Genomic DNA, 17,110 nt, shown 5'->3' with positions numbered 1-17,110 from the left:
CCCGGCGCGAAGCGATTACAGCTGTGACCGGTGGGCGCTTAGGTTTGCAGCCCAATCCAACGATTTCGTGAAGTTTTAGTATGCGCGACCTTTCCTTGCCGGTTATATGTCTGCTATTGATTGTCGGATCAAACAGTGTGCTCGCATCAGCGTCGGAGCAGCGCATTACGCTGCAAGGCGACGCGGGCGGGAAGCGTTTTGACGGCATTGGCATCGTCGATGGGGGCGGGGCCACCTCCGTCTTGTTGAAGGATTATCCGGAACCCCAGCGCAGCCAGATTCTTGATTTGATGTACAAGCCCAGGTTCGGTGCTTCCGTCAGCGCGCTGTATGTCGAAATTCCCGGCGACGGCAACTCTACGCAGGGCTCCATGCTCAGTCACATGCACAAGCGCGATGACTTGAACTATTCGCGCGGTTATATGTGGTGGGTGATGCAGGAGGCCAAGAAACGCAACCCGAAACTCTCGCTGGATGCCACTGCCTGGAGCGCGCCCGGATGGCTGGGCGGTCAGGGTACGCTGTTTGCAAAAAATGCCGGCAGCGACGAAAAGGGCGACCTCGATTTCTTTTCACAAGACACGGCCAACTACTATGTGAAGTGGCTTCAGGGCCTGCGTCAGGTGTATGGGCTGGAGTTGGACGCGATCGGCATTCGCAATGAAAAGGGCGTGAGCTATGACTTCAGCAAGGCGCTGCGCACAACGCTGACCGCGAACGGTTTCAAGTCGACCAAGATTCATGCCTTCGACAACTGGCCGGACGATTGGAAATTCAATTTTGTGAAGGACATGCTGACGGACAAGGACTTGCGCGACTCGATCGACATCATCGGCGCCCATATCAATCCGCCCGAATCATTCACGCCCGCATCGGTGCGCGAATTGGCTGGAAGCCTCAACAAGCCGATCTGGAATACCGAGCAGCACGTATACAAGGCTGGCTACGACGGCCTGATATCGATGGTGCAGGGTTTCAACGAGAATTTTGTCCGCAGCGGCGCCACCAAGGTCGTCAACTGGTATGGCATTGCCGGCTTGTACACCATGACCCCATATTCCGGAGAGAAAGAAGCGGCCATCCGGGCCAACTGGCCTTGGAGTGCGCATTACCAGCTAAACCCCGTGCTTTGGGGTTACGCCCATTACGGTCAGTTCAGCGAAATCGGTTGGAGCTACCTCAATGGTGCTAGTGGCGACCTGACGGCGGGCGGCACTTATGTCACCCTGAAATCGCCAACTGGCGACTACAGCGTCATCCTGGAAACCAAAGCTGCCAAAGCCCCGCAGCAGGTCCGTTTCGAAATTGGCGGCGGCCTGTCGTCGAACAAGCTGGCCGTCTGGCGCAGCAATGAGCAGGAGCATTTCGTACGCCAGGATGATCTCGAACCGGTCAAGGGTGTCGTGACGCTCACCCTCGATCCGCATACGGTCTATTCGCTGACGACCACTCGCGGGCAGCGCAAAGGTGGTTTCGACAAGATCCCGGAGGTCAAGGCTTTCCCCTTCCCCTATTACGAGACCTTCGAACAATACGCCGACCCGAAGCAATGGGGATATTTGCCGCGCTACTTCTCCGACATCAGCGGTGCCTTCGAGTTGACCGCTTGCCCGGGCGGGAAAGGACGTTGCCTGCGTCAGATGACGCCAGTGCCAACGATTTCGTGGGGTCCTGATTGGCAGCCATACACCATCGTTGGCGACGACGCCTGGCAGGACTACGAAGTCAGCGCCGACGTGTACCTGCAGCCTGGCGACGCGGCCGCCGTGATGGGGCGTGTGAACCACGTTGGCACGGGTTTCGGTGTCACGCCGAAGGGCTACTTCGCGCAACTGGACGACAGCGGGCAGTTGCGGTTGGTCGTCATTCGCGGCAAGGTTGACCCGAAGAAGCTGGAAGGCGACGCCGAGCAGCAGGCCTTGATCAAGGCGCAAAACGACAGCAGTGCTGGTGGCGAAAAAGTGCTCGCGACGGCTCGGTTAGCGGGCATCTCGCCAAATCGCTGGCACAAATTGGCGCTGCGTTTCAATGGTCCCACCATCACCGCCGTCATCGATGGCAAAGCGGTAGTGAGTGCGATCGACACGCTGTACGGGAAGGGAATGGCGGGTCTGATGGCAGGCGCATCGCAGAACCGGGTCAGCACGCCGTACTTCGACAATGTGCTGATCAACAGACTGGATGGCACGTTGCCGAAGCCAGCGACCGCCATCGCTGGACAGCGGTCGGTTTATCCAAGCTCCGCGCGGTGAAATTCTGGGATCAATCATCGGTCTGACCGAAGGTCGCCGTCATCCGCGCCACCGCGTCGATCATCTTCTCCGTGCCTTTTGAACTGCGCGGGCAGCGCTCTACTGGATCGCAAGCCCGGCGTTCTTGAGGCGGGGCGTTGGGCCGGCGTGGTGCCAGCGCGCCCTCTGAGCCGCTATGGCGCCTTCGGGGGCAGGGGTGGAACAGACCGCCGAACGCACACGGCATACCGCGTGCGGCGGGTCGTGTGGTCCGTCGGTGTCTTATCCATCTTGTGCTCCCCCTGGGATCGAATCCGATGTCGTTCGGCCTACTGTGGGGCCGAAGCAGCGGTCGGCGGGCGGCCGAGCAGCCGGCGCGGGATGTACTGGTAGTCCTTGCCGTCCGGCTTCTTCCAACCCAGCATCAGCGCGAGACCAAAGCCGGGCCCCTGAAAGTAGCGCACACGGAAGTGGCGCAGGCCTTTGGCCAGCTTCAGCGTGTCCATCAGCGGGCTCGCCGCATGGATGCCGTCGTTGTTGATCACCTCCACGCCATCCACGGTAAGGATGGCCCCGTCGTCAGACAGCAGCATGAGATCCATGGTGATGTCCTGCGGGATGTTGACGGTGAAGCGGATGTCCAGCCCGAACCATTCGTTGATGTCCAGGCCCGGGAAGCCGTCGCGGAAGTCACGCGGCGTGATGTCGAGCTGGGCCAGGCAAACGGTCTTGATGGGTTTGCGCCGGCGCATTTCGTTCACGGACGTGGTGCCTTCGCGCAGGCGGTAGACCTCGGCCACCATCGGCCGGTCCGGCGCGTCTCCACATTCGTCAAACAGTTTGGCCGGCGCCGCGCTGCTGGCCGCAGGAGCGGCCGCCGCAAGCGGCGCTGGAGGCGGCGGCACCGGCACAGGCGGCGGGGGCGGAGGGGGAGGCAGAGGCGGGGGCGGGGGGGGCACCAGGTCGACCTTGCGCACCTCGATCACTGGGAGCTCGGGTATGACCGGGGGCGCCAGATCGGGCATCTTGGGCTGCAGCGGCGGGGGCTCGGGAGGCTTCGATGCTGTCTTGGGCTGGATGATTTTCATACCCGTGATGGGCGGTTTTTTTGGCGGCGGCACCCGCGAGCGCCACGACAGCACCGCTATCAGCAGCAGCAGATGGAAGATCACCGCAATGGTCAGCGCGTAGCCGTTGAACCGGCGGCCCCATCGCGGCGGCTGTGCAGGTTCGGCGGTCGGCGGAGCGGGATCGTGAGAGGGCGAGGTCATAAGTTGTTTTGTGACGTTCGGCTGTTGTCCGGCAGCCTGTAAGACTTGTCGGCGCTCAGAAGATCTCGATCACCGTCGCAGCAGGCGCAAGGCCGTCGCTGACGGCGCGCAGCGTGGCGCGGCCGCCGTCCCCGGCCTTGCCGGTGGACTGCAGGATCACCTGGGCCTGGCCGTTGAACACGCTGCGCTGCCAGGGTGCGGCCGGTGTGGTGGTGCGCAGCGTGGCCCAGCGGCGGCCACCCTGCGCGCCGTCGAACAGCGCGCGCGTGCCACCGGCCGGTGTCGGGAAGACGGCGGTCAGCGTGGCCTCGGCGCCCGCAGTCGGGTCCAAATCGATGACCGCCATGCCAGCCTCCTGTCGCACCGAAACCGGGCGGCCGTCGAGATGGAACTGCACGCCCGGCGCGATCTCGCCCAGGAGCAGCACCTGGCGTTCGCCGGCGGGCGCCTTGCATGTGATGGTGGCCTGCACCACGTTCCAGGCACTGTCGGCGGGCTGCTGCTCCGGCGGAACCCAGGCGAAGGGGTCACGCCAGCCGGCGTCGCCGGTGCCACCTGTCCCGGCCATCAGCGCGGCCGCCTCCTCGGGCCGGGCGATGCTGCGGTGGCGCCAGCGCGTGGCGGCTGCGTAGCGATGCAGTTCGGTCGGTCGGTCGGCCTCGTGCGAGCCGGGGTCACCGTTGCCCATGCCGATGAGCCGCACCGGCCCGCTGGCCTCGAACGCGACGCGGTGGGCCGCGGTGGGAACGACGCGGCCCTCGCGGTCGACGACGTTCACGGTGACCACCGCGACATCGTCACCGCCGGCGCGCAGCCGCGCGCGGTCGACGGTCAGCCGCACCGCGGCGCCGTCGCCCGTGGTGGCCACGGTCTGCGTTGTGACGAGTTGGCCGGCTCGGTAGCCGCGCGCCACCAGGCTGCCCGGCGCGTAGGGCACGCTCCACTGCAGGTGGCCGTAGCGTTGCAGCGCCTTGCGGCCGAGCGAGCTGCCGTTCAGCAGCAGCTCGACCTCGTCGGTGTTGGCGTAGACGCGCACGTCGACGGGCTGGCCTTCGCGACCCGGCCAGTTCCAGTGCGGCAGCACGTGCACCATGGGCTCGGCAGTCCAGGCGGCCTTCAGGTACTGGCCGCTGTCCTTCAGCGCGCCGGTGGTGTCCATCATGCCGAACTGCGACGAGACGGCGGGCCAGCCGAAGGGCGTGGTCTCGCCGCGGTAGTCGAAGCCGGTCCAGAAGAACACGCCGGCCAGGAAGGGGCGGTCGGCGTTGAAGCGCCAGGCCTCCTCGATGCTCGAGGTCGAGTCGCCCCCCGAGCGCTTGTCGTAGGCGGCGATGTGCACGCGGGCCGGGTCGTCGGTGTAGATGCCGCGCGTCGCGTAGGTCAGGCCTTCCTCGGTGACGACCGATGCTCGGTCGGGGAAGCGCCGGTGCATCGCGTCGATGTCATGCTGGCCCTTGTAGTTGAAGCCGATGACCTGCGAGCCGACCGATGTGCCCTCGGCCTGGCCCGAGCTGGAGGCGGCCAGCGTTGCGGGCCGGGTCGGGTCCAGGCGGCGCACGATGGCCTGCATCTGCTGCGCCAGGCGCGTGCCGATCTCGGTGTTCTCGATGGCCCATTCCTCGTTGCCCACCGACCACAGAATCACCGACGGGTGGTTGCGGTCGCGCCGCACCATGCGCTCCAGCTCGTCACGGATCTGCGGCGCAGTGCCCATCATGCGGTGCTCGTCGATGACAAGGATGCCGAGCCGGTCGCAGGCATCCAGCAGCTCGGGCGTCGCCGGATGGTGTGCCGAGCGGATGGCGTTCACGCCCATGCCCTTGAGCATCTTCAGCCGCGCCTCGTGCATGGCGTCGGGCAGGGCGATGCCGATGCCGGCATGGTCCTGATGGTTGTTGACGCCGTGCAGCTTGACGTGGCGGCCGTTGAGGAAGAACCCCTCGTTGGCATCGAAGCGGATGGTGCGGATGCCGAAGGGCGTGTCGATACGGTCGACGACCTCGGCGCCGCGCTTGACGAGGGTCGTCAGCGTATAGCGCTGCGGCGTCTCCAGTGACCACAGCTGCGGCGCTTTGACGCTCAGTCGGGCTGTCACGTCCAGGCTGGCGTCGGCGGCCACGCGGCCAGTCGGCACGCTGGCGCGGGCGACGATGCGGCCGGCGGGGTCGCGCAACTCGTGTTGCAGGCTGAAGGACTCGGCCGCATTGCCGCCGTTGCGCACCGTGGTGTCGACGGCCACCTCAGCGTGGTCGCCGGCGACGGTGGCGCGCACGAAGCTGCCCTGGGGCGCCACGTGCAGCGGCGCCGTCTGCGTCAGCCAGACATGGCGGTAGATGCCCGCGCCTTCGTACCACCAGCCCTCCGGCGTGGTGGCGTCCACGCGCACCGCGACGACGTTGCGCCCGCCGAAGTTCAGGTAGTCGGTGATGTCGACGTTGAAGCTCGAGTACCCGCTGGCCTCGTGGTGCAGGTAGTGGCCGTTGACCCAGACAACGCTGTCGCGGAACACGCCATCGAACTCCAGCGCGATGCGCTGGCCGCGCGCCGACGCGGGAACAGCCAGCTCACGCCGGTACCAGCCGATGCTGTTCTCGGGGAAGCCCCGGCCGATGGCCTTGGAGCCGTGCGCCGGACTGCCGTGCGAGCTGAACGGCAGCTCCACGGCCCAGTCGTGTGGCAGGTCGACGCGGCGCCATGGCCGGTCCTCGAAGTCCGCCGCAGCGGGGCCGTCGCCAAAGCCGGCTTTGGCGAAGAAGAACGACCGCGTGCCGTGGTCGAAGTCCTTCGCCGGGTCTTGTGCGTGGCCCAGCGCGAAGCGCCAGCCCTCGTCGATGCGGGTGCGCTGGCGCGCGCCGTCGGCAGCGCTGGCGCTGCCCACGGCGAAGGCCAGTGCGAGGGCCCAGGACACCCAGGAAAAGAGGGAAGCTTGTCTCATGTTGATGTTTGACGTTGGGATCATGGTTTGCTCGGATTCGCTTCGGCGGCCCGGCGCGGCCAATGCAGCAGGACGCGCGCCTGGTTGCGCACGATGGTGAGTTCGACGCGCGGGCCTGCGGCCAGCAGCGACTGCAGGGTCGCGACATCGCTGATCGGTTGCTGGGCGGCGCTGACGATGACGTCGCGTGCCTGCAAGCCGGCGGCCGCGCCGACGCTGCCTGCCTCGACCGCCAGCACGATGAGGCCGGCCTTGTCGCCGAGGCCGGCGGCCGACTGCTCGCCCAGGGTCTCGACGGGCTTGAGGCTCAGGCCCTGCAGTTGCACGGCTTGCAGCGTTGCAACCTGGCTCAGCGCCCTGGGCATGGGGAATTCGGGCTGCTCCGCCAGCACCTTCAGCCGCGCCGGCCGCACGCCGAAGTCATCCATCGAGAAGTTGACGAAGCCGACGCGCGCGGCAAGTGCCGCGTTCGTGACCGTGTAGTCGCCACGTTCCGGCGCGGCGAAGCGCGGGTCGCCGGCGACCGAATCGGCGTCGGTGCCGCGGGCCTGGGCGGCTCGCAGGTCGGCCTCGGCGATGAAGAAGTTGCGGTTGACGCTGCGCCCCCAACGCTTGATCTCCACCGGCTGGTGCGCCCCCATGACGAGGTTGGACTCGAACACGTCACCGCCGTTGTCGAACCACACATGCGGGTGGAAGCTGCCGCCCACGAGGATGTTGTTGCGTACGACGCGCTGGAAGCCCTCGCGCAGCTTGAGCCCACCGGCCAGCATCAGGTTCTCTTCGATGACGTAGTTGGAGGCGCCGTCGTCCAGGTCCACATCCCAGCCGTGGTCGCAGCGCCAGCGGTTGCGACGCATGACGGTGGGCTCCATGGCATCCAGCAGCGCCAGCTCGGGGTAGGTAGCCGCCCGGCGGTCCATCTCGGCGCGGTCGGGGTGCCAGAAGCGATCGCGGCCCCAGCTGTTGAAGCTGCCGTGGTCGCCGGTCAGGCGCACGGTGTCGAACACGTCGTTGTGGGTGATGCGGTGGCCGCCCCAGGTGCCGTCGCCGATGTTGATGCCGGCCCGCGGCATGCGGTAGATGCTGTTGTGGTCGACCGTGATGCGCGCGGCCATCGCGATCTGCACGCCGGTGGCCTGGCGGTCGATCTGGCCGATGTCGTGGATGAGGTTGTCGCTCGCCTCGGAGTCCTTGGGATAGGCGTCCGACTTCGGGCCGGGCGTGCGGTCGATGGCTGCGACGTCCAGCTGCTCGTGGTACTCGAACAGCGGTGAACGCACGGCCTCCGCCCGGCCGACGAAGGCCACGGCCGTGCCGCCGATGTCGTGGATGTGGTTGCCCGAAACCGTCACGCGCTGTACGCGCCCACTGACGACGATGGCGTGGCCGCCGAGGTCGACGAACTCGGAGCCCTCAATGCGAACGTCGCCGGCGTTCTCGATGGTCACGGCACCGACGCGATGGAACTTCCAGTCCGAGCGCAGCAGCGGCTCGGTGGCCTTCAGGAAGGTGGGCTCCGTTTCCCGGAACACCAGGTTGAGAACCCGAACGTGCTGCACCTGAGCCTTGCTGCCCTCTATGCGGATCAGGGCTTCTTGCGCGCTGCCGCGAAAGCCTCGTGCCGGCGGCCGTTCGCCAGCCAGCGGCTTGAAGTAGAGCCAGCCTTCGCGGCGGTCGTGGAACCACTCGCCAGGCGCGTCCAGCTCTTCCAGCACGTTCTCGACGTAACGGTCCTTGTCGCTCGGCGTCATGACGCGGTTGTTGGCCAGCTGTTCGCCATAGAGGAGGCTGCCGTCGGGTTTCTTGCCGAGAATGGGGATCTGCAGCCCGCCCCAGCCATAACCATGCAGCGCATGCAGCACGGCGCCTTGCGGGTCATGCCAGCGCGCCACGCGCTCGGGCGACGTGGCATCGGCGGCGCCGCCAAAGCCCGGGTTGGCCGGGTCAACATTGGGGTAGCGGGCGCGCACCAGCGCGTGCTGCCCCAGCCACAGGCGCTGGAACGCTGCGCCAGCGAACCGGGCGCGCCAGAGGCCGTCCTTCCAGCGCTCCCAGCGCAGTGCCGGCAGCGACGTCGCGCCGCTCAGCACGGGCTGGGCACCCGGCGCCGCGGCGAGCACGAAAGGCTCGTCTGCCGTGCCCGACAGCGCCTCATCAATGACGATGGGCGCCGACAGCTGGTAGTTGCCAGCAGCCAGTTCGATGCGGCGGATGCGCTTGTCGGTCCGCGCCCGCTGCAGGGCGGACTCCAGCGACTTGGCGTCCTTCACGGTCAGCGCATCGGCCTGGGCGCCGCAGACCAGAACCGCCAGAGTGAGCAGCAGTGACTTCATCCGCATGACGGACCCGGCAGCGACTCGGTCATCCGCGTCGGGTGGCAGGCATTCACCGTCCCCCTCATGGCGCGGCCTTGATGCGCACCATGATCACGCCATGCGGCGCCACCTTGCCGCCGTAGCTGCCGCGCACGCCCTTCGTGACCTTCTTGCTCCACAGGTCCTTCACGTCGGCCTTCTGGTCGACGGGCAACTGGAGCTGTTCCCAAGCCACCTTCATGTCGGCCGGCGTCCTGCCGCGGTTGAACAGCACTGCGGCGTACTCGCCGCCTGCCAGCGGACGGACCCAGACCTCGAGGTCGCCTTGCTTCAGCGCGCGGCGGCCTTGCTGGCCCAGCGGATCCTGGTCGACGGCGATGACGTCCTTGTTGGTGAGGATGCGCAGCGTGTCGGCGTCCATCTTCGACAGGTCGTTGCCAGCGATCAGCGGCGCGGCCAGCATGGCCCACAGCGAGAAGTGCGACTCGTACTCGGTCGTCGTCATGCCGCCGTTGCCCACTTCCAGCATGTCAGGGTCGTTCCAGGCATTGGGCGCCGACTGGCCGCCGCGCGCGGCTTGCATGTCCAGGATGTTGGTCATGCCATTCCCCTTGTCCTTCGTGCTTTCCCAACCGTCGTAGATGTCATGGGTGGTGCGCCACAGGTGGCCCACCGTCGGGCCCCAGCGCTCGGGACGGTCGGTGCCCCATTCGCAGATGGAAAACACGAGGTCGCGGCCGGACTCGCGCAGGGCCTTGGCCATGACGGTGTAGGCCGCCTCGGCGTTGCGGGTGCCGGTGTTGCACCAGTCGTATTTCAGAAAGTCCACGCCCCATTTGGCGTACTGGCTCGCGTCCTGGAACTCACGGCCGGCGCTGCCCGGGCGGCCGGCGCAGGTCAGTGAGCCGGCGTCGGAGTAGAGGCCGAACTTCAGGCCCTTGGCGTGTACATAGTCGGCCAGTGCCTTGATGCCCGACGGGAAGCGCTCGGGGTCGGCCTGGATGTTGCCGTCGGCATCGCGGCTCTTCTGCCAGCAGTCGTCGATGACGATGTACTGGTAGCCGGCGTCCTTCATGCCGGACGCAGCCATGGCGTCGGCCTGCTGGCGGATCAATTGCTCGCTGACGTTGCAGTCGAACTTGTTCCACGAGTTCCAGCCCATCGGCGGGGTCGGCGCGACATTGGGCTTGGGAGCCTCCAGCTTCAACGTCCCGTCGGCGTGGGCGGGCGTGATGGCGATGAAGCAGAGCAGCGCGACGGTACGAGCGGCGCGTCGGATGAGGTGGTGCATGCAGAGATTCACTTGAAGGGGATGGGAAGAGCGCCGTTGAGCGGTGCGTCGAACGGACGTCGGGCTCAGCGCCCGTAGCGCCGCGCTGCCGACTCCAGCGGCCAGTCGTCGGTGCGCAGCGGCGGTAGGGGCAGGCCGTCGCCGCCGACCACATTGGCTTCGCTCGCGTTGTTGACCCAGGCATAGCGCGCAGCGACAGGCGACGGCACAGCGGCGCCGCGCAGCACGATGCGGTCGCCGTCGAAGCGGGCTTCGGCCGGCACCCAGCGCCGATCGGCGCCCGCCAGGTAGAAGCCGCGCAGCGGCTCGCCGGTGCGTGCCGTGCGCAAGCCGCCGGCGGTGGTGTCGAAGCGCAGCTCGAATTCGCCGCCTTTCGACTGATGGCCGATCAGGCGAGGGCCCGTGGCCGGGGCGGTGCGCAGGCCCAGCTCGTGCATCGCCAGCGCGGCCAGGCGTTGGCCCACGGTGCGCTTGTTGCGCGGGTGGATGTCGATCGCATCACCCACGTCGATCGCCGTGGCCATGCCGGTGTGGGGCAGGGCCAGGGCCGCGGCCTGGCTGGCGCGCAGTTCGGCCCAGCCGTTGCCGTCGGGCCGGTTCTCGGCCATGGGCCGCCACGAGGCCAGTTGCACGAAGAAGAAGGGCAGCTTGGCATCGCCAAATTGGTCGCGCCAGTCCTGGATGAGGCGCTTGAAGCCGTCGGCATAGGCCGCCGCGCGCCCGGAGTTTTCCTCGCCCTGATACCAGAGTACGCCGCGCACGGACAGGCCTTGCAGCGGTGCGACGAGGCCGTTGTGGCCCAGGGCCGGGGCGTTGTTCGCCACGGGGCCGCCAGCCACCACGAGCTTCTCGACGCGTGCCCGCCAGGGGCCGACGAGCGACACGGTGCCAGCCGCCGTGTCCAGACGCAGGTCGGCGGCGTCGCCATGGATGCCGCCGCCACCGCCGGTGTCGGTCACCCGCACGGCGATCCAGTTGGCGCCCGCGCGCAGCAGGCCGGCCGGCAGTGTGTAGTGGCGTGCCTGCTCCCAGCCGCACTGGCCGCCGACCTTCTGGCCGTTGACCCAGACCTCGTCGCAGTCGTCCACCTTGGCCAGGTGCAGCTCCGCCGCTCCCGCGGCCTGGGCGGCTTTCAGCTCGACACGCTTGCGCATCCAGACGACGCCGTCGACATCGGCCAGTCCTTGGCCTTCCCAGTTGCCGGGCGCCTGCAGCGTGGGCCAGTCGGCGTCGATGTCGGCAGCGGCAGACCAGCCCGAGGCGTCCGCACCCTCCACCGGCAGACCCTTCTGCCAGGCGGCGATGCGGGGCAGCATGCGCTGGCCCAGCGCCGCGGTGAAGGCAGCGTTGTCAGCCGGCAAGGCGCGCACCGCGGGGGCGAGGTCGGGATCACGCAGCGCCGCGTCGCGGCTCATCCAGGTCTCCAGCATGGAGCCGCCCCAGGCGGTGTTAATCAGGCCGATGGGCACGCCTTGCACGGCCTGCATCTGGCGCGCGAAGTGGTAGCCGATGGCGCTGAACTCGGCCACGCGACCGGGCTCCGCAACGACCCAGGGCGCGGGCGCGATGTCGGCTTCGGGTTGCACGCTGGCGCGCAGCGGCACGCGCAGGTGGCGCAGTTGTGCGTTCTGCGGCGAGGCCATTTCCTGCGGGCCGGTGTCGGTCTGCGCCAGCGGCCACTCCATGTTCGACTGGCCGCCGAGCAGCCAGACGTCACCGACCAGCACGTCGTTCAGTACGACGGTCTGGTCGCCCTTGACGACGAGGCGGTGCGGGCCGCCGGCCGGCAGCGGCGCGAGCTGCACCCGCCAGCGGCCATCGGCGCCGACGCGGGCCGTGCCGCTGCGGCCGCCAAGGTCGACGCTCAGCGTCTGGCCGGGCGTGGCCTGGCCCCAGAGGTTCAGCGGGCGGTCGCGCTGCAGCACCATGTGGTCGTTGAACACTTCGGCCAGGTGCACGTCGGCCTGGGCGGTGGCGGCCAGCAGGGCCAGCAGCAGAGCGGAGGTCTTCTTCTTCATCGGGTTCGTTCTCGTCTCTCGGGGGCCATCTTCAATTCCGGGGTTCCAGCATTTCCACGCCAAGCGCCTCCAGCTTCAGCGTCTTGTCCCAACGCTGGCCGCCCAGCACGCCCTGCATCGCGCCGCTGATCGGCACGTCCACCGGCGTCCAGTTGGTGTTGACGTAGAGCACGCGGCCGTCGACGGCGCGGGCGTACACGCCGTCCGGCGTCTTGGGGCCGGGCGCTATGCCCAGCTCGGTGTAGAGCTGGCGCAGCAGCGGCTTCATGATCGGCGCCTGCGCCGTGGTGGCGACGTAGACGGCCCGGCCTTTGCCGAAGCTGTTGACCGTGATCGCCGGGGGCTGGCCGTCGAAGTTGCTGAAGCGCGCCAGCACCTGGGCGGTAGAGGGCTCAAGCACCTCGAAGTGGTTGACCGTGCCCTTGATCTCCTCGTCGCCCAGCTTGACCGTGCCAACCCAGTCGTAGAACTCGTTGGTGCGCAGGCCGAAGACGTCGGTCAGGCCGGCGGGTTTGGGCGTGGCGTGCCATTGGTTGTTGTCGTCCACCTTGGCCGACTGCGCCGTCATGACGACCGTGCCGCCGTCGGCGACGAACTTGCGCACCGCTTCGGTGGCGGCCTTGTCCAGCAGGTACATGCCCGGCAGGATGATCAGCCGATAGCGGCTGAGGTCCTCGTACGTGAGCTTGATGACGGCCACGTCGATGTTGTCCTTCAGCAGCGGCTCGAAGGCGCCGTGCGCCTGTTTGATGTAGGGCGCCTTGATGTACTGGCGCACCGTGTTGCTCGGGCCGTTGGGGCTGGTGGCATGCACGTTGTCGAAGGAATAGGCGATGGCCACCTTGGGCTCGACCTTGCGCGGGAAGCCGAGCTTCTCCAGCTTGGTGTAGTCGCCGGCAATGCGGGCCCATTCGGCCAGCCGCCACGAGGGTCGGTCGTCATGGTCGATCAGGCCCCACAGCGCCTGCTCCTCGCCGCCGAGGTGGCTGTTGAAGGTCCAGGCGAGCGCGGCCTGTCCGCCCATCAGCAGCACGAAGTGCGCCCACATGCGCGACCAGCCCTTGCTGCCGTAGGAGCCGCCGCCCCCGGCCGTGAACTCGTTGAACCAGGTGGGCACCGTCATGCCGCCCTTGATCAGCGCCGCCTCCCAGCCGCCGTTGATGGCGTCGCCGGCATAGAAGCCCATCGCGCCGAAGGTGGTGTGATCGCGGTAGCTGCCCAGGTAGTCGAAGCCCTTGCGGCCGGACCAGTCCCAGTAGTTGGACAGCACCGGTTTGTCCGGCGTGTGCTTGCGTCGCACCGCCTCCCGGTCGGCCAGCGTGGCGAGGGTCATGTCGGACCAGAAGCGCCGCAGGTCGAGGTAGCGCTCAGCGGGCCCAGGGCCGTCGGCCAGGGGCAGGCGCACCTCGTCCCACTGGCCGACGCGGCGCGACCAACGCTGCGTGGCCCAGGCCTTGTTCAGCGTCTCGATGCTGCCGTAGCGCTTCTTCAGCCATTCGACGAAGCGCTTGCGGTCGGCCTCGGAGTAGGACATGAAGCCGTTGCCGATCTCGTTGTCATAGCCCACGGCGAGCACGGCGGGGTGCTTGGCATAGCGCTTGACCAGCGTGTCGGCCATGCGGGTGGCCAGGCGCCGGTAGTCCGGGTCGGCGGTGTTGTCCATGTAGCGCTCGGCCGGCGCCAGGCGCGTGCCGGCCTGGTTGACGATGTCCACACCGGGGTACTTGTGGTGCAGCCACATCGGTGCCGGCGCGCCGGGGATGTCGAGGATGACCTGGATGCGGGCGGCATGCACCTCGGCCATCACGGCGTCGAAGTGCTTGAAGTCGAACTTCCCCTCCTCGGGCTCGAAATAGTCCCAGGCCAGGTCGCCCATGCGCACGACCCTGAAGCCGGACTGCTTCATCAACGCGACGTCGGACTTCACCTGTTCCAGCGTGCGGTCCACGGGCTGGTAGTTGACCCCGGCGAACAGCCGGCCGGCGCCGGGCCAGTCTGGGCGACCTTGCGGGCTCTTGGCGTCCTGGGCCAGGGTGGGTTGAAGGGTGGCTAGCGCGAGGGCGCAGGCCAGCAGGGTCCTCTTCATGGTGATCGTGTCTCGTGTTCTTTGGAAAAGTGGAGCGCCAGGCCGCGGCCGTCGTACTGCACGGTGCGCGTCTGCTCGCCCTGGCCTGACGACGCCATCAGGCGAACGTTCAGCTCGCGGCGCGCGACCATGCCGGGGAAGCGACCCTGCCGGACGCCGACATGCAGCGTGCGGCGCGCGTCGTCCCAGCGCAGCGCGGTGGTGGCGCGCTCGCCGCGTTCGTAGCGGTAGGTCTCGCCGTCGTCGTCGTAGAGCGTGACGCTTGCGTTGGCGCCGGGGTAGATGCGGATCTCCCACGGCGCGTCGTGGTCCTGGCCGGTGTGCTCGACGACGGGGCCCAGCGGCACGACCGAGCCGGCGCGCACGAACAGCGGGAACTGGTCCAGCGTGTAGTCGCGCTCGACGCGGCCACCGCCGGTGTGCTGCTTGCCGGTCCAGAAGTCGAACCAGTCGCAACCCGCCGGCAACAGCGTGGCCTGGCTCTGGTCGATCTTGCGCTGGGCCTCGGCCGCCTCGCGCCGCTGGGCGGGCGTGCGCCAAGCCAGGCGCAGCACGCGGCCGCCGCCTGCCTGGAAGAAGTCCACGCGGACCTTCAGCACCTGGCCGTCGCGCAGCATCATGACCTGACCCTTGAAGCGGGCGGCGCCCATGGCCCAGTCGTCGACGGCCAGCTTGTCGTCCAGCCACATGCGGAAGCCATCGTCGCCCTCGACGCCCAGTTCGTACTCGCCGCTCTCCGGCACGGTGATCTCGCCTGTCCAGCGCACCGAGAAGTTGCTCAGGCCCTTCAGCCCCGGTGGGATGCTGCCCAGCGGCGGATCGGGCCAGTGGTGGGCCACGACGGTGTCGACAGTGCGGCTCGCCGGCTTTTCGAAGTTCATGCCGTCGAAGTACTCCAGCACCAGGCCGCGCTGGCCGTCGGGGGTGCGCAACTGCGTGGCTGGCACGGTCAGCGGCGGCGGGGCCTCGGGATGGAACATGGCCCGCGTGATCGGCTGCACCAGGAAGGCGGGGCCGAACATGTAGGTGTCGTCGACCTTGCGCAGCGCCGGCTGGTCGGGGAAGTCCATGGCCAGGCCGCGCATCATCGTGTAGCCGTCCTGCGTGCTGCGCCAGGCCAGGCCGTAGAGATAGGGCAGCAGGCGCATGCGCAGCTGTGCGGCGCTCAGCAGCGAGGCGTAGACCTGCGGGTCCAGCGTCTTGAACAGGTAGGGCTCGCGGTCGACGCTGGTGCCGTGGATGCGGTAGACCGGGTTGAAGATGCCGAACTGGTTCCAGCGCGCGTACATCTCGCGCCAGGACGGGTTGTGCTGGCCACCGCCGTAGTTGACGAAGAAGCCGCCGGTGTCCTGCGTCCAGTAGGGCTGGCCGGCCATCGCGACGTTGAGGCCGCCGGCGATCTGCGCACGGAACGTGGTCCAGGAGGCCGTCGTGTCGCCGGACCAGGACATGGCTGCATAGCGCTGCTGCCCGGCCCAGGCGGAGCGCGTCAGCGTCAGCACGCGCTTGCCGCCCAGGTCCTTCCCGGCGCGCTGGCCCTCGTAGACGCCGCGCGTCGTCACCAGCGTGTAGACGTTGAGGTAGCGCGTGGTGTCGCCCATCGCGGTCATGCCCAGCTTCTTGATGTCGGCCTCGACCTCGCGCGCGTCGTGGGCGGCGCCGCCCACCTCGACCTCGGTGCCGTCCATCCACAAGGCATCCACGCCGATGTCCAGCAGCCCCTTCTTGGCATGCTTGAAGTAGATGCGGCGACCCTCGGCGCTGAAGGCGTCGTAGATGCGTGCCTTCTTGGAGATCCAGTGCAGCGGCTCGAAGCGCAGCTTCTTGGCATCCAGCTCGCGGGCCAGGTCCGTGTCGTTGCCGACGCTCGGCCAGATGGAGGCCATCAGCTTGACGTTGAGCTTGCCGTGCAGCTCGCGCGCCATGCCGGCGGGGTCGGGGAAGCGCGCGGCGTCCCAGACCATGCCACTCCACTTGCCGTCCCAGACACCGTTCTTCTCGCCACCCCAGTACTGCCAGTCCTGCACGATGTAGTCGAGCGGGAAGTGGTCGGCGCGGAAGCGCTTGACGACGTCCAGCAGTTGCTGCTGGGTCTGGTAGCGCTCCTTGCTCATGAACAGCCCCAGGGCGGCCTTGGGGAACATCGGCGCGCATCCGGTCAGGTGGCGGTAGCCGCGGATGACGGCGTCCATGTCGGTGCCGGCCGTGAGGTAGTAGTCGGCGCCGGCCGGCGCGCTCTCGGCCGTGAAGCTCATGCCCTCGGGCCGGTCGCGGAACGTCATCTTGGAATAGACGTCCAGCAGCAGGCCCCAGCGCCGCGTGGACACCAGGAAGGGCACGACGATGCCGATGTTGGTCTGCACCATCAGCACGTCGCGGCCGCGGTAGTCCATGTAGGGCTCGTCGTACTGGCCCAGGCCGTAGAGGGACTCGTCGGGCGTCAGCGTGAAGGTCTGCGTCAGTGTGTAGGTGGGGCTGCCGGCGATCTCGACTTGCTTGAGTTCGATGGGTGCCTGCTCGCGCTCGCGCGTCAGCAGCCGGCCGTCGGCGGCGAAGAAGGCCAGCGCCCCGCTGCGCTTGTCCACCGTGATGCGCAGACCTGCGCCGGTGAGCGCGAGCTGGTCGCCGGTCTCCTGCACGTCGAAAGCAACGGCTTGCGGCCGCGCCACGACGACGAGGCTGGGCTGGGTGGTGTGGGCCTGGCCGAGGTGGGCGGCGACGCGTACCAGGCCCGGGCCGTAGAAGAGCACGCTCTTGGTCAGCCCGCTAGAGCGGAACTGCAGGCCCTCGGCGACGCGCCGCCAGCCGAAGCCGTCAGGTGGCCCGTCCATGGGCAGGGCGCGCAGCTGCCCAGCGGCATCCAGCGCCGAAGGATGGGAGACGGCCTTGCCGGTGGGGGCCGCCTGCGCACCCGCCGCAGTGCAGACCATCAGGCCGAAGAGGTCTCGACGTTTCATGGC

Annotated in this window: 8 protein-coding genes; 1 reads left to right on the top strand and 7 read right to left on the bottom strand. The window is 67.9% G+C overall.

Annotated features, from left to right (window positions below; all coding sequences use genetic code 11):
• Nucleotides 1-80: 80 nt before the first annotated feature.
• Nucleotides 81-2,252 (top strand): 3-keto-alpha-glucoside-1,2-lyase-like domain-containing protein, encoded by a 2,172-nt coding sequence (locus AC1D2H_RS22745; RefSeq protein ID WP_478012564.1) that lies wholly within the window; start codon nucleotides 81-83, stop codon nucleotides 2,250-2,252.
• 308 nt (nucleotides 2,253-2,560) lie between these two features.
• Here AC1D2H_RS22745 and AC1D2H_RS22740 read toward each other — a convergent pair whose 3' ends face one another.
• The 7 genes from AC1D2H_RS22740 to AC1D2H_RS22710 form a co-directional block, all read right to left on the bottom strand.
• Nucleotides 2,561-3,502, bottom strand: a complete 942-nt coding sequence (locus AC1D2H_RS22740; protein ID WP_478012563.1) for a PA14 domain-containing protein — start codon at nucleotides 3,500-3,502, stop codon at nucleotides 2,561-2,563.
• Nucleotides 3,503-3,557: 55 nt separating this feature from the next.
• Nucleotides 3,558-6,437, bottom strand: a complete 2,880-nt coding sequence (galA, locus tag AC1D2H_RS22735) for a beta-galactosidase GalA (protein WP_478012562.1) — start codon at nucleotides 6,435-6,437, stop codon at nucleotides 3,558-3,560.
• Nucleotides 6,438-6,457: 20 nt separating this feature from the next.
• On the bottom strand, nucleotides 6,458-8,779 hold the full coding sequence (locus AC1D2H_RS22730; RefSeq protein ID WP_478012561.1) for a right-handed parallel beta-helix repeat-containing protein: 2,322 nt from the start codon (nucleotides 8,777-8,779) through the stop codon (nucleotides 6,458-6,460).
• Nucleotides 8,780-8,837: 58 nt separating this feature from the next.
• Entirely contained in the window at nucleotides 8,838-10,046 is a 1,209-nt protein-coding gene (locus tag AC1D2H_RS22725) for a glycoside hydrolase family 27 protein (protein ID WP_478012560.1), read from the bottom strand.
• 65 nt (nucleotides 10,047-10,111) lie between these two features.
• Nucleotides 10,112-12,064 carry a sialate O-acetylesterase gene (locus AC1D2H_RS22720; RefSeq protein WP_478012559.1) on the bottom strand — a complete coding sequence of 651 codons (1,953 nt, stop codon included), beginning with the start codon at nucleotides 12,062-12,064 and terminating at the stop codon, nucleotides 10,112-10,114.
• 31 nt (nucleotides 12,065-12,095) lie between these two features.
• Nucleotides 12,096-14,150, bottom strand: coding sequence for a beta-galactosidase (locus AC1D2H_RS22715; RefSeq protein ID WP_478012558.1), 2,055 nt, complete (start codon nucleotides 14,148-14,150; stop codon nucleotides 12,096-12,098).
• Nucleotides 14,147-17,107 (bottom strand): glycoside hydrolase family 31 protein, encoded by a 2,961-nt coding sequence (locus tag AC1D2H_RS22710; protein ID WP_478012557.1) that lies wholly within the window; start codon nucleotides 17,105-17,107, stop codon nucleotides 14,147-14,149. Before AC1D2H_RS22710 ends, AC1D2H_RS22715 begins: the two co-directional genes overlap by 4 nt.
• Nucleotides 17,108-17,110 lie beyond the last annotated feature (3 nt).

The organism is Roseateles sp. P1_C1_2 (assembly GCF_056406535.1).
The sequence above is the reverse complement of the archived record's forward strand: the minus strand, read 5'-3'. Positions and strand labels throughout refer to the sequence as shown.

Bases quoted from the DNA above. Each gene is read 5' to 3' on its own strand.
- AC1D2H_RS22745 (WP_478012564.1), top strand. From the start codon at position 81: ATGCGCGACCTTTCCTTGCCGGTTATATGTCTGCTATTGATTGTCGGA.
- AC1D2H_RS22740 (WP_478012563.1), bottom strand. From the start codon at position 3,502: ATGACCTCGCCCTCTCACGATCCCGCTCCGCCGACCGCCGAACCTGCA.
- galA (WP_478012562.1), bottom strand. From the start codon at position 6,437: ATGAGACAAGCTTCCCTCTTTTCCTGGGTGTCCTGGGCCCTCGCACTG.
- AC1D2H_RS22730 (WP_478012561.1), bottom strand. From the start codon at position 8,779: ATGCGGATGAAGTCACTGCTGCTCACTCTGGCGGTTCTGGTCTGCGGC.
- AC1D2H_RS22725 (WP_478012560.1), bottom strand. From the start codon at position 10,046: ATGCACCACCTCATCCGACGCGCCGCTCGTACCGTCGCGCTGCTCTGC.
- AC1D2H_RS22720 (WP_478012559.1), bottom strand. From the start codon at position 12,064: ATGAAGAAGAAGACCTCCGCTCTGCTGCTGGCCCTGCTGGCCGCCACC.
- AC1D2H_RS22715 (WP_478012558.1), bottom strand. From the start codon at position 14,150: ATGAAGAGGACCCTGCTGGCCTGCGCCCTCGCGCTAGCCACCCTTCAA.
- AC1D2H_RS22710 (WP_478012557.1), bottom strand. From the start codon at position 17,107: ATGAAACGTCGAGACCTCTTCGGCCTGATGGTCTGCACTGCGGCGGGT.